The following is a 12506-nucleotide window of genomic DNA, read 5'->3' as shown; positions in this document are numbered from 1 at the left end:
GGCGCGGGTGGTGGTGCGCAAGGGTGGGGGGCGGGGTTAGCGCTTGACCTCCAGGAGGCGGCCCAGGAGGTTGTTCGGGAGCAGGTCGTTGCACTGGAGCTCGGCCGCCTGGGTCAGGGCGTCGTCGCGGCAGACGTAGAAGTCCTTGTAGACGAGCTGGACCGTGTACGAGCCGGCCGCCAGCAGCAGTGCCAGGGTCGCCGTGACCAGGCCGCTGACCGCGGCCGTCCGCTGCGGCCGGGCCGCGTCGCCGAGGGCCGCCAGGCCCTCCTCGCGGCGCGGGGCCGCGGAGCCCGCCCCGGCTGCGCCGACGGCGGCCAGGGCGGCACCGGCCTCGGCCGGCCCCCGCTTGGCGCGCAGCGCGCTCACGCCCCAGTACATCGCCAGCGCCCCGAGCAGCAGCCCCATGGCCGGGATGCCGAACAGCCCGAAGAAGAAGCCCCACATGCCCGCGAGCAGCGCGTACCGCGCCCGCCGCTGCACCGGGTCGGTGGGGTCCCAGCGGATCGGCCCGCCGCCGCCGGGGCCCTGCCCGGGCCCTCCGCCCTCGCCCCGCCGCTCATGGGCATCGGCCCCGTCCCGGGGCTGCCAGGGCTGGTCCGGCCGCCCTTCCGGCGGGGCCGCGAAGGGGTTGTCGTCGGTGGAGGAGGGCTGACGGCGGTCCGGCATCGGGTGCGTTTCTTCCCCTGTGTCGTTGTGTGCGGCGAGGTGCGGCCTGTATCCCCAGACGCTACCGCCCGGGCCCGCCCCCGTCCCTCGGGGGCCGTCGGGTGTGCCGGTATCGTTGCAGGCGGTCGGCGCCTTCGTAGGGTTCCCCGTATATCGGGGACACGGAGTTTCGTACGATCGCATAAGACGTACCCGCGAGAAAGGGCCTCCCATGGCCGCCTCCCGCCTGGTCGTGCTGGTCTCCGGCTCCGGCACCAACCTCCAGGCCCTGCTCGACGCCATCGCCTCCGACCCCGAGGGCTACGGCGCCCGCATCGTGGCCGTGGGTGCGGACCGGGACGGGATCGCCGGGCTCGAACGCGCCGAGAAGGCCGGGATCCCCACGTTCGTCTGCCCCGTCAAGGCGTTCGGCACACGCGAGGAGTGGGACCAGGCCCTCACCGAGGCCACCGCCGCCCACGAGCCCGACCTGGTCGTCTCCGCCGGGTTCATGAAGATCGTCGGCAAGGCGTTCCTGGACCGCTTCGGCGGCCGGTTCGTCAACACCCACCCGGCCCTGCTGCCCGCCTTCCCCGGCGCGCACGGCGTGCGGGACGCCCTCGCCTACGGCGCCAAGGTCACCGGCTGCACGGTCCACTTCGTGGATGCCGGCGTGGACACCGGTCCGATCATCGCCCAGGGTGTGGTCGAGGTCGAGGACGGGGACGACGAAGCCGCTCTTCACGAGCGCATCAAGGAAGTCGAGCGCAGGCTGCTCGTCGACGTCGTGGGGCGACTGGCCCGGCACGGCTACCGCATCGAGGGACGAAAGGTAACGATCCAGTGACCGCCGAAGGTACGAACAAGCGGCCGATCCGACGTGCACTCATCAGCGTGTACGACAAGACCGGGCTGGAGGAGCTCGCGCGCGGACTGGACGCGGCGGGAGTGACCCTGGTGTCGACCGGCTCCACCGCCTCCCGGATCGCCGCCGCCGGCGTCCCCGTCACCAAGGTGGAGGAACTGACCGGCTTCCCCGAGTGCCTGGACGGCCGCGTCAAGACCCTGCACCCGCGCGTGCACGCCGGCATCCTCGCCGACCTGCGCCTCGACAGCCACCGCGCGCAGCTCGCGGAGCTCGGCGTCGAGCCGTTCGACCTGGTCGTCGTCAACCTGTACCCGTTCCGGGAGACCGTCGCCTCCGGCGCCACCCCCGACGAGTGCGTCGAGCAGATCGACATCGGCGGCCCGTCCATGGTCCGCGCCGCCGCCAAGAACCACCCCTCCGTCGCGGTGGTCACCAGCCCGGCCCGCTACGCCGACGTGCTCGCGGCCGTCCAGGCCGGCGGCTTCGACCTCGCCGCGCGCAAGCGCCTGGCGGCCGAGGCCTTCCAGCACACGGCCGCGTACGACGTCGCCGTCGCCTCCTGGTTCACGAACGTGTACGCGCCGGAGGAGGGCGGCGAGCTGCCCGAGTTCCTCGCCGGGGCGTGGGAGCGCAAGGCCTCGCTGCGCTACGGAGAGAACCCGCACCAGTCCGCCGCGCTCTACACGGACGGCCGGCCGGGCGGACTCGCCAACGCCGAGCAGCTCCACGGCAAGGAGATGTCCTTCAACAACTACGTGGACACCGAGGCCGCGCGCCGCGCCGCCTACGACCACGACGAGCCCTGCGTCGCGATCATCAAGCACGCCAACCCGTGCGGGATCGCGATCGGCGCCGATGTCGCCGAGGCCCACCGCAAGGCGCACGCATGCGACCCGCTGTCGGCGTTCGGCGGCGTCATCGCCGTCAACCGCCCGGTGACCGTCGCGCTCGCCGAGCAGGTCGCGGAGATCTTCACCGAGGTCATCGCCGCCCCCGCGTACGAGGACGGCGCGCTGGAGGTGCTCGCGCGGAAGAAGAACATCCGCGTGCTGAAGGTGGACGGGCACCCGCTCCAGCCCGGCGACCTCAAGCCCCTCTCCGGCGGGGTGCTGCTCCAGCAGTCCGACGCCTTCCAGGCCGCCGGCGACGACCCGGCGAACTGGACCCTGGCCACCGGTGACGCCCTGTCCGCCGAGGAGCTCGCCGAGCTCGCCTTCGCGTGGAAGGCCTGCCGCGCGGTGAAGTCCAACGCCATCCTGCTCGCCAAGGACGGCGCCTCGGTCGGCGTCGGCATGGGCCAGGTCAACCGGGTGGACTCGGCCAAGCTCGCCGTCGAGCGGGCGGGCGCGGAGCGCGCGCAGGGGGCGTACGCCGCCTCGGACGCGTTCTTCCCGTTCCCGGACGGCCTGGAGATCCTGACGGCCGCGGGCATCAAGGCCGTGGTCCAGCCGGGTGGTTCGGTCCGTGACGAGCAGGTGGTCGAGGCCGCGCGCAAGGCCGGCGTGACCATGTACCTGACCGGGACCCGGCACTTCTTCCACTGATCCGGCCGGCCGGCACCCGCCGGCCGCCGGCTCGCCGGTCCTGACGCGCGAAGGCCGCGTCCCGCTGCTGCGGGACGCGGCCTTCGCGGTACGGAGGTCAGTACTGCGGGCGGCGGAAGTACGCGCCGGCGTCGCCCTTGGCGAGGCCGATGAGGATCCACAGGCCGAGGCCGGTCGAGATCAGCGCGATGACCAGCGAGAGCACGAACACGCCCGCGGGCGTGTGGCTGCTGCTGGACGAGGAGGCGCCGAGCGCGGCCAGGTTGCTGAGCACGCTCAGACCGCCGAACAGGGTCTGGAGCGAGCCGTAGATGATGCCGGAGACCCGGACGCCGCCGCGGCCCTTGGCGAGCCGGCCGGCCGTGATGAGCGGCCACAGCGCGTAGAGGATCACGATGATGCCGGCGACCGCGAAGACCCCGCCGGCGGCCGTGCCGACATCGCTGGCCGAGGAGCTGGAGGAGTCGGCGAATATGGAGGCGAAGGCCGCGCCGCCGATCAGGAGCAGCACCCCGCCGAGGGCCGTGAGCCCGCCGAGGACGAACAGGATGACGCGGGCGGCCCGCACACCACCGGGCATCGGCACCGCGGCGGCACCCGGGTAGCCGCCCGGCCCCGCCGGGTACGGCGTCTGCTGCGGGTAGCCGTAGGGCGTCTGCTGCGGGTAGCCGTAGCCGGGCTGGCCCTGGGGGGCCTGCTGCCCGTACGGGTTGTTCGGATCGCCGAAGCTCATGGTGGGGTGTTCCTCCGTGTACGTGCGGGGACGCGCGGCCCGCGCGGAGGAACAACTCGAAGTGCGGTCCGCCCCCCGGCACTGCCCGCGGCACTCTGCCGCCATCGTCGGGGCACCCGGCGCGGGTTGTCCAGTCACCCGCAGGGGGTGTCGTCACTTGTTGTGCAAGTGCAATGAACCCTCCGGGACCGTGGGCGGCTCGGACGGCGACCGGGTGGGGCGCGACTGGAACCGGGCCCACCAGATCCGGGAGGATGTGGTCATGACTGCCCAGATTCTCGACGGCAAGGCCACCGCGGCCGCGATCAAGTCCGAGCTGACCGCCCGCGTGGCGGCCCTCAAGGCCCGGGGCGTCACGCCCGGCCTCGGCACCCTGCTGGTCGGCGACGATCCGGGCAGCCGCTGGTACGTGGCCGGCAAGCACCGGGACTGTGCCGAGGTCGGCATCTCCTCGATCCGGCACGAACTGCCCGCCACGGCCTCCCAGGAGGAGATCGAGGCCGTGGTGCGCGAGCTCAACGAGGACCCGGCCTGCACGGGCTACATCGTCCAACTGCCGCTGCCCAAGGGCATCGACACCAACCGGGTGCTCCAGCTGATGGACCCGGCGAAGGACGCGGACGGGCTGCACCCGATGTCCCTCGGTCGGCTGGTCCTGAACGAGCCCGGCCCGCTGCCGTGCACGCCGTTCGGCATCGTCACGCTGCTGCGGCGGCACGGGGTCGAGATCGACGGCGCGCACGTGGTCGTGCTGGGCCGGGGCATCACGGTCGGCCGGTCCATCGGGCTGCTGCTGACGCGGAAGTCGGAGAACGCGACGGTGACGCTGTGCCACACCGGTACGCGCGACCTGCCGGCGCTGCTGCGCCAGGCGGACATCGTGGTGGCCGCGGCGGGGGTGCCGCACCTGGTCAAGCCGGAGGACGTCAAGCCCGGCGCGGCCGTGCTGGACGTGGGCGTGAGCCGGGACGAGGAGGGCAAGATCGTCGGCGATGTGCACCCCGGGGTGGCCGAGGTGGCCGGCTGGATCTCCCCGAACCCGGGCGGCGTCGGCCCGATGACCCGCGCGCAGCTCCTGGTGAACGTGGTCGAGGCGGCGGAACGGACCCCCCATGCGCACTGAACCCGACCCCACCCCGCACCCGACGGCCCCGGCCCAGGGGCCGGCCGCTCCGGCCTCGGGCCCGGCCGCGGCCGACCCCGGCGAGGCAGGCGGGGCGAAGGCCTCCGCCGGTGGTGGTGGGGCCGAGGCTCCCGGCGCGGCGGCCGACTCCGCCGGGGCCGGTGCCGAGGCCCCCGGTGAGGTCAAGCCCGGGGCCGCCGGGAGGTCGCGGCGGTTCCCGACCGTCACGCGGGACACCGCGCGGCCCGAGGGGGGTGGGCGGGCCGCGTCCGGGGACGCGCCGGCGCCCGCCCGGCAGTGGCCCATGCTCAGCGTGCTCGGCGCCACCGCGGCCGGGCTGCTCACCACCGCGTTCGGTCAGGTCCGCATCGGCTGCCTGATCATCGGGATCGCGCTCATCGCCGCCGCCGCGCTGCGCCGCGTGCTCCCGTCCGTCGGGATGCTCGCGGTCCGCTCCCGCTTCACCGACATGATCACCTACGGTGTGCTGGGCGTGGCCATCACGCTGCTGGCCCTGGTCGCGGAGCCCAAGCCGTGGCTGGAGCTCCCGTTCCTGGAGGACACGGTCCGCTTCATCGTGCGCTGACCGGGTCAGCGCGCGGTCGCCGCCCGCAGGGCGTCCAGCGCGGCGGCGACCGCCGGTCGCCCCTCGGTGCCGGTCCGCACCACGGCTTCCACCACCCGCCCCCGCCCCGGCAACGGCAGCACCGCAGTACCGGGCGGCGGCGCGTCGCACAGCAGCCGGGGCAGGATCGACACCGCACGCCCGGTCGCCACCAGCCACAGCCCGCTGCGCAGGTCGGCCACGTCGTGCGCGATCCGTGGGGTGAAGCCGGCGTTGCGGCAGGCGTGCACGAGCATGTCCCGGCAGCTGCTCGGCTCCGGCGCCGACACCCAGGCGTGCTCCCGCAGCGCCGCCAGCCCCTCGCGTTCCACCACCGCCCGCAGCTCCTGCGGCAGCGCCAGGCACAGCGGGTCGTCGAACAGCGGCACGGCCGTGGTCCCGGCCGCCGGCGGCGCCCCGAGCAGCTCGTAGCGGTAGGCCACCACCACGTCCAGCCGCCGTCCCAGCAGCTCCGGCACCGCCTCCTCCGGCTCGGCCTGCACGATCCGCGGCCGTAGCCGTGGGTACCGTACGGCGAGGTCCGCCAGCAGCGGCGCCGCCACGGTCCGCAGGGCGCTCGGCGCGCAGCCGACCGCGAGCTCCCCGCCCGGCTCGGCGTCCAGCGCCCGCACCGCCCCCTCGGCCCGCTCCAGCGCGGCCAGGACGTGGGCGCACTCCGCGGCCAGGGCCGCGCCGGCCGCGGTCAGCCGCAGCCCGCGGCCCTCGCGTTCCACGAGCGCCGCCCCGGCCTCCGCCTCCAGGGCCCGGAGCTGCTGCGAGACCGCCGACGGGGTCACCCCGTGCAGGTCGGCCACGGCCGTCACCCGGCCGTGCTCGGCCAGGTCGCGCAGCAGCACCATCCGTTTCACGTCGAGCATGGGCCCAGCCTAGCCTTCACCGTAGATGCTCTTAAGTGTCCGTGAAGGTGAAGTAGCTGGACTGAACAATCCCCTCCGCGTGATGCTCGTCCGCATGCGTATCCTCCTGATCGGCCCCCACGGAACCCTCGGCAGCGCCGTCCGCGCCGCCCTGCACGAGCGCGGCCACGAGCTGGTCACCGCCTCCCGCACCGGCGCCGACCTGCACGTGGACATCACCGACCCGGACTCCGTCCGCGCCCTGTACGACCAGGCCGGCCCGGTCGACGCCGTCGCCAACGCCGCCGGCTGGGTGCCGTGGCGGCCCCTGGCCGAGCTGACCGCCGACGACGTACGGGCCGGGCTGGCGGGCAAGACCCTCAGCCAGGTCGAACTGGTCCGCCAGGGTCTGCACCGGCTCCCCGCCCACGGCTCGTTCACGCTGGTCACCGGCATCCTGGCGCGCGAGCCGCTGCTCACCGGCTCGGTCGCCTCGCTCGCCAACGGCGCCGTCGAGGCCTTCGTCATGGCCGCCGCGATCGAGCTGCCCGGCCGGCAGCGGATCAACGTGGTCAGCCCGACCGTCTTCGAGGAGTCGCTCGGCGCCTACGGGGACACCTTCGCCGGGTTCGACGCCGTCCCGGTGGCCCGCGCGGCGGCCGCGTACGTCAAGTCCGTCGAGGGGCACCAGACGGGCCGGGTCTTCCGCGTCGCCTAGCAAAAAGGGCCGGCGGCCGTGTCGAGATCCCGCGCCCGGCTCCGTCCCCGGGGTGAACGCGACCACAATGGGTCGTACAGCACCGAGGGAGACCCCACGATGGCGAAGTACCTGCTGCTCAAGCACTACCGCGGCGCTCCGGCCCCGGCGAACGACGTGCCGATGGACCGGTGGACGCCGCAGGAGATCTCCGCGCACGTGCAGTACATGCACGACTTCGCGGCCCGGCTGGAGAAGACCGGCGAGTACGTCGACGGCCAGGCGCTGGCCCCCGAGGGCACCTGGGTCCGCTACGACGGCGAGGGGCGCCCGCCGGTCACCGACGGCCCGTTCGCCGAGACCAAGGACCTCGTCGCCGGCTGGATGGTGATCGACGTCGACAGCTACGAGCGGGCCGTCGAGCTGGCCGGGGAGCTCTCGGCCGCGCCCGGCGCCGGCGGCGAGCCGATCCACGAGTGGCTGGAACTCCGCCCGTTCCTGTCCGTGTCGCCCGACACCACCCAGTGCCACCCCTGAGGCGTCGCGCCCTCGCCCCGTCGCCGTCGTCGCCGTCCCCGTAGGAACCCGCGGAGCCCCCTGGAGACCCCTGTGCCCCCGATCGACGAGGCCCTCCTGCGGAGCCTCACCCCGGGCGTGCTCGCCGCCCTCGTCCGCCGCGGAGCCGACTTCGCGGCGGCCGAGGACGCCGTCCAGGACGCCCTGGTCGAGGCCGTCCGCGCCTGGCCGGCCGAGCCGCCGCGCGACCCCAAGGGCTGGCTGGTCACGGTGGCCTGGCGGAAGTTCCTCGACGCGACCCGCGCGGACACCGCCCGCCGCCGCCGCGAGGACCGCGTCGACCAGGAGCCCGCACCCGGGCCGGCGGCCACGGTGGACGACACCCTCCAGCTCTACTTCCTGTGCGCCCACCCCTCCCTGAGCCCGTCCTCCGCCGTCGCGCTCACCCTGCGTGCCGTCGGCGGGCTGACCACCCGCCAGATCGCCCGGGCCTATCTGGTCCCCGAGGCGACGATGGCGCAGCGCATCAGCCGGGCCAAGCGGACCGTCTCCGGCGTCCGGTTCGACCGGCCCGGGGACGTGGCCACCGTGCTGCGCGTGCTCTACCTGGTCTTCAACGAGGGCTACTCCGGCGACGTCGACCTCGCCGCCGAGGCGATCCGGCTCACCCGGCAGCTCGCGGCCGCGATCGACCACCCCGAAGTGGCGGGCCTGCTCGCCCTCATGCTGCTCCACCACGCCCGGCGGGCCACCCGGACCGCGCCCGACGGCAGTCTGGTGCCGCTCTCCGAGCAGGACCGCGGCCGGTGGGACACCGCGATGATCGCCGAGGGCGTCGCCGTCCTGCAGGCGGCGCTCGCCCGTGACCGGTCGGGCGAGTTCCAGGCCCAGGCCGCCATCGCCGCGCTGCACGCCGACGCGCCCACCGCCGAGGAGACCGACTGGCCGCAGATCGTGGAGTGGTACGACGAACTGCTCCGGCTGACCGACAGCCCGGTCGTCCGGCTGGGCCGCGCCGTCGCGGTCGGCGAGGCCGACGGGCCGCGCGCCGGCCTGGCCGCGCTCGCCGCAGTGGACGACACGCTGCCCCGCCGCACCGCGGCCGCCGCCTACCTCCACGAACGCGACGGGGACCTGGACACCGCGGCCCGGCTGTACGCCGAGGCGGCCGGCAAGGCCCAGAACCTCGCCGAGCGCGACTACCTCACCCGCCGGGCCGCCCGGCTCAACACCCGCCCGCGTCATTGAAGGTCCACGCGCCGTCCCCCCTGCGGCACCGGGCCCGACCTGGGGGCGAACCGGCTGGTCATAGGGCCGCAGGAGGGACTTTGCCTTCGAAACCACGCCCGCGTGTGCCACGTACCACACGGGGGCGGGGATGCACCCCGTCCCGTGTCCTATAGCCTGACCGCGGATGTCTCTTCACATCAAGATTCACCGGGAAGCGGCGTCCTCCAGCACATGGGGCAGGGACGCCCCACCGCCAGCTGTCTAACGGAGAAGGCCATGACCCGCACTCCCGTGAATGTCACCGTCACCGGCGCCGCCGGGCAGATCGGCTACGCGCTGCTCTTCCGCATCGCGTCCGGCCACCTGCTCGGCGCGGACGTGCCGGTCAACCTGCGCCTCCTGGAGATCCCGCAGGGCCTGAAGGCCGCCGAGGGCACCGCCATGGAGCTCGACGACTGCGCCTTCCCGCTGCTGCGCGGCATCGAGATCACCGACGACGCCAACAAGGCGTTCGACGGCGCGAACGTCGCCCTGCTCGTCGGCGCCCGCCCGCGTACCAAGGGCATGGAGCGCGGTGACCTGCTCTCCGCCAACGGCGGCATCTTCAAGCCGCAGGGCAAGGCCATCAACGACAACGCCGCGGACGACATCAAGGTCCTCGTCGTCGGCAACCCGGCCAACACCAACGCCCTGATCGCCCAGGCCGCCGCCCCGGACGTACCGGCCGAGCGCTTCACCGCGATGACCCGCCTGGACCACAACCGCGCGATCTCGCAGCTCGCCGCGAAGACCGGCGCCGCCGTCTCCGACATCAAGCGCCTGACCATCTGGGGCAACCACTCCGCCACCCAGTACCCGGACATCTTCCACGCGGAGATCGCCGGCAAGAACGCCGCCGAGGTCGTGGGCGACCAGGCCTGGCTGGCCGACGAGTTCATCCCGACCGTCGCCAAGCGCGGCGCCGCGATCATCGAGGCCCGTGGCGCGTCCTCCGCCGCCTCCGCCGCGAACGCCGCCATCGACCACGTCCACACCTGGGTCAACGGCACCGCCGAGGGCGACTGGACCTCCATGGGCATCCCGTCGGACGGCTCCTACGGCGTCCCCGAGGGCCTCATCTCCTCCTTCCCGGTCGTCTGCAAGAACGGCACCTACGAGATCGTCCAGGGTCTGGACATCAACGAGTTCTCCCGTGCCCGCATCGACGCCTCCGTCGCGGAGCTCGTCGAGGAGCGCGACGCGGTGCGCGAGCTCGGCCTGATCTGAGGCACGGCCCACGGCCACCGCTGAACCAAGAGCGCCCCGACCAAACCTGGTCGGGGCGCTTTGGCGTGAATTCGCCTGTCACGGGCACATAAACAAAAACTAAGGTCGCTCGGTGACCGAGATCCCCCATCCTTCCCCGCCGAGCGGCAGCTGGGCAGACCCCCGGGCCGGACGGCCCCCGGTGCACCCCTCCGTCAGCGAAGCGGGCCGGCTGCTGTGCGCCGGCACCTACCTCGACGCGGGCTACCGCGAGCGCGTCATCGACGAGCTGTACGTCCACGAGGAACGCCTGGCAGCACCCGCCTACGGCTTCGACACCACCCGCGTCCTGGCCCACGCCCTGCGGGCCCGCCGGATGGAACTGACCTGGGCGGCCGGCATACTCGCCGCCTGGTTCGTCGGCACCGTCATCACCTCGGGCGCGCTCACCCTGCTCCTCGCGCCCTTCCTGCTGCTCAGCCTCGCCCGCTGGCTGCGCGCCCGGGACCTCGGGCTGCTGCGCTTCCTCGGCGTGGTGGTCCGCGTCTACGCGTGGTGGATGATCGCCGTCGTCGTGATCGCCCTGATCGGTCTGGGCCTCGCCCTCGGCGGGGCCTTCGGCGACCTGGTCGGGGTCGGCGCGCTGTTCCTCACCGACTCCCTGACCGGCTCCTCCAGCTCGTCGTCCGGCCCGTTCGGCGGCCCCGGCGGCAGCTCCTCCGGCAGCGGCGGGCTGGCCCTGTGGATGGTCCCGCTCACCTTCGTCGGCCTGGTCGTCCTCGTCGCCCTCCAGCGCAGCCAGGTCGCCCGCGTCATCACCGGCGAACTGTCCCGGCACCGCTACGCCGACCACGCCGGCGACCCCGCCGAGGCGACGCCCGGTCCCCGGTTCGAGCGCATCCGCCGCCGGATCCGTGCCGAGCAGCACTCGCCGCTCGTCATGTACGACGTCAACGACCCGCTGTGCGGGGCCGGCGAGCCGTACTACCCGTGGCACCTGTCCGTCGAGCTGCGCCCCCGCGAGGACCTCGGGCCCGACCGCAAGCCGACACCGCTGACCAACACCCACCTCGTCGAGCGGATCGTGCCGCTGCTCCAGGCCCTGCGCGTGCCCTCGCCGCACGGCTCCCCGCAGGCGGAGGCCGCCGTGCAGGACAGGCTGCGCGAACTGGTCATCGACGAGTGCGTCTTCGTACCCGTCGACGGGCTGCCGCACCGCGACCAGGCCCCGCTGTCCCCGCAGTTCTTCGCCGAGCAGCGGGCCGTCGCCATCGAGGAGGGCGGCGAACGGCGCCGGCACTTCCTGCGGGTCCGGGTCGGCGGCTGGGACGAGGACCTGGTCGTCACCGTGTTCGTCCGGGTCCACACCCAGGGCGGCATGCTGATGCTGGAGGTCGCACCGCACCTGCTCAACCCGGTGCACGTCCTGTTCTACAACGCCGACGCCGAAGCACACCGCTACCTGAACAACAACGCCCTCGGCCGCGCGGTCTGGGCCCTCGTGCGCACCCCGGCCTCGTTCGGCGCGTCCGTGGCCACGCTCGCCCGTGGGCTGGCCGGCTGGTGGCGGATCGTCACCGGCGGACACGGCGGGGCCCGGCCCGAGGGGCCGCGGACGTCGGTGCGCGAGCTCGCCGCACAGGACAACGGCTCGATCTTCCACCTGATGGACGCCGACCGGTACCTGAAAACCATTCAGGACCGGGTGGTCGGCGGGGTCACACTGGCCCTGCACGAAGCGGGCTGGCACACCGAGGAGTTCGCCCGGCGCAGCGCGATCACCATCGCCGGCGGCGGGACGTACATCCACTCGGTCCACGACAGCGCCTTCAGCGTCGGCGGGAGCGGCGCGCAGAACACCATGCACGGGAAGAGCGGGACCGGCGGGGCCGGCGGGAACAGGGGGAGTGAAGGCCGTGGCAGGTAACGGGAACGCAGCGGGTGGCGGGGACGCCGAACCGGCAGTCCGGTTCGGGAACGTCTCGGGCAGCAGCTTCAGCATCGGGGGCAGCGGCCACACCAACACCGTCCACCACTACGGCGGCGCCGGGGACGGCGCCGCCGCACCGACGGCGGAGGAACTGCTGGAGGCGGTGCAGGACCTGCGGGCCGCCCTGGTCCGGCTGCCGCGCAGCGCCGACCGGTCGGCGCTGGACACCGAGCTGGACGAGGCCGCCGAGGACCTGGAGGACACCGAGGAGATCCGCCCGGCCGTGGTCACCCGCCTGCGCCGGGCCCTGGACCGCTGGGCGCCCCTGGTCGAGGCCATCGGCGCGGCCGGCTCCCTGGCCGGCCTCCTGACCGCCCTGGGAGGCTGACCGTGGCACCCGCGGGGGAACTCCGCTGGGACCCCAAGACCCAGCGCTGGATCCCGACCGAGGCGGGTCCGGGCGGGTCGGCGACCCCGGGCGGGTCCGGACCGTCACCGTCCGGGGGCGCCG

The 12506-nt window shown here is 74.0% G+C and carries 13 protein-coding genes; 10 read left to right on the top strand and 3 right to left on the bottom strand.

Annotation, left to right across the window (positions count from 1 at the left end):
* Positions 1 to 36: 36 nt before the first annotated feature.
* Entirely contained in the window at positions 37 to 669 is a 633-nt protein-coding gene (locus EF918_RS24170; protein ID WP_125650403.1) for a hypothetical protein, read from the bottom strand.
* Positions 670 to 880: 211 nt separating this feature from the next.
* Between EF918_RS24170 and purN the strand changes: the two genes are divergently transcribed.
* Positions 881 to 1495 (top strand): phosphoribosylglycinamide formyltransferase, encoded by a 615-nt coding sequence (gene purN / locus EF918_RS24165; RefSeq protein WP_125650401.1) that lies wholly within the window; start codon positions 881 to 883, stop codon positions 1493 to 1495.
* Positions 1492 to 3060 carry a bifunctional phosphoribosylaminoimidazolecarboxamide formyltransferase/IMP cyclohydrolase gene (gene purH, locus EF918_RS24160; protein ID WP_125650399.1) on the top strand — a complete coding sequence of 523 codons (1569 nt, stop codon included), beginning with the start codon at positions 1492 to 1494 and terminating at the stop codon, positions 3058 to 3060. The genes purN and purH overlap by 4 nt, the downstream gene beginning before the upstream one ends.
* A gap of 97 nt (positions 3061 to 3157) precedes the next feature.
* On the opposite strand, the gene EF918_RS24155 is transcribed toward purH, so the two are convergent.
* Positions 3158 to 3793 (bottom strand): hypothetical protein, encoded by a 636-nt coding sequence (locus EF918_RS24155; RefSeq protein WP_125650397.1) that lies wholly within the window; start codon positions 3791 to 3793, stop codon positions 3158 to 3160.
* A 262-nt stretch (positions 3794 to 4055) separates the two neighbouring features.
* Between EF918_RS24155 and EF918_RS24150 the strand changes: the two genes are divergently transcribed.
* Both EF918_RS24150 and EF918_RS24145 read left to right on the top strand, forming a co-directional pair.
* Entirely contained in the window at positions 4056 to 4916 is an 861-nt protein-coding gene (locus EF918_RS24150) for a bifunctional methylenetetrahydrofolate dehydrogenase/methenyltetrahydrofolate cyclohydrolase (RefSeq protein ID WP_125650395.1), read from the top strand.
* Positions 4906 to 5502, top strand: coding sequence for a DUF3017 domain-containing protein (locus EF918_RS24145; RefSeq protein ID WP_125650393.1), 597 nt, complete (start codon positions 4906 to 4908; stop codon positions 5500 to 5502). Before EF918_RS24150 ends, EF918_RS24145 begins: the two co-directional genes overlap by 11 nt.
* Positions 5503 to 5507: 5 nt before the next feature.
* Here the strand turns inward: EF918_RS24145 and EF918_RS24140 are convergent, their stop codons facing one another.
* A complete protein-coding gene (locus tag EF918_RS24140) occupies positions 5508 to 6398 on the bottom strand; it encodes a LysR substrate-binding domain-containing protein (protein ID WP_125650391.1) in 891 nt (296 codons plus the stop codon).
* 94 nt (positions 6399 to 6492) lie between these two features.
* On the opposite strand from EF918_RS24140, the gene EF918_RS24135 reads away from it, so the two are divergent.
* The 6 genes from EF918_RS24135 to EF918_RS24110 all read left to right on the top strand — a co-directional run bounded on the left by EF918_RS24135 (position 6493) and on the right by EF918_RS24110 (position 12383).
* On the top strand, positions 6493 to 7095 hold the full coding sequence (locus EF918_RS24135) for a short chain dehydrogenase (RefSeq protein ID WP_125650389.1): 603 nt from the start codon (positions 6493 to 6495) through the stop codon (positions 7093 to 7095).
* A 99-nt stretch (positions 7096 to 7194) separates the two neighbouring features.
* Positions 7195 to 7611, top strand: a complete 417-nt coding sequence (locus tag EF918_RS24130) for a YciI family protein (RefSeq protein WP_125650387.1) — start codon at positions 7195 to 7197, stop codon at positions 7609 to 7611.
* 81 nt (positions 7612 to 7692) lie between these two features.
* Positions 7693 to 8838 carry an RNA polymerase sigma factor gene (locus tag EF918_RS24125; protein WP_125650405.1) on the top strand — a complete coding sequence of 382 codons (1146 nt, stop codon included), beginning with the start codon at positions 7693 to 7695 and terminating at the stop codon, positions 8836 to 8838.
* A 258-nt stretch (positions 8839 to 9096) separates the two neighbouring features.
* Positions 9097 to 10086, top strand: coding sequence for a malate dehydrogenase (locus EF918_RS24120; protein WP_125650385.1), 990 nt, complete (start codon positions 9097 to 9099; stop codon positions 10084 to 10086).
* Positions 10087 to 10198: 112 nt separating this feature from the next.
* Positions 10199 to 11992 carry a hypothetical protein gene (locus tag EF918_RS24115; RefSeq protein WP_125650383.1) on the top strand — a complete coding sequence of 598 codons (1794 nt, stop codon included), beginning with the start codon at positions 10199 to 10201 and terminating at the stop codon, positions 11990 to 11992.
* Positions 11982 to 12383 (top strand): hypothetical protein, encoded by a 402-nt coding sequence (locus EF918_RS24110; RefSeq protein WP_125650381.1) that lies wholly within the window; start codon positions 11982 to 11984, stop codon positions 12381 to 12383. Before EF918_RS24115 ends, EF918_RS24110 begins: the two co-directional genes overlap by 11 nt.
* Positions 12384 to 12506 lie beyond the last annotated feature (123 nt).

It is taken from the genome of Streptomyces sp. WAC06614 (genome assembly GCF_003949795.1).
Taxonomy (GTDB): Bacteria; Actinomycetota; Actinomycetes; order Streptomycetales; family Streptomycetaceae; genus Streptomyces.
The sequence above is the reverse complement of the archived record's forward strand: the minus strand, read 5'-3'. Positions and strand labels throughout refer to the sequence as shown.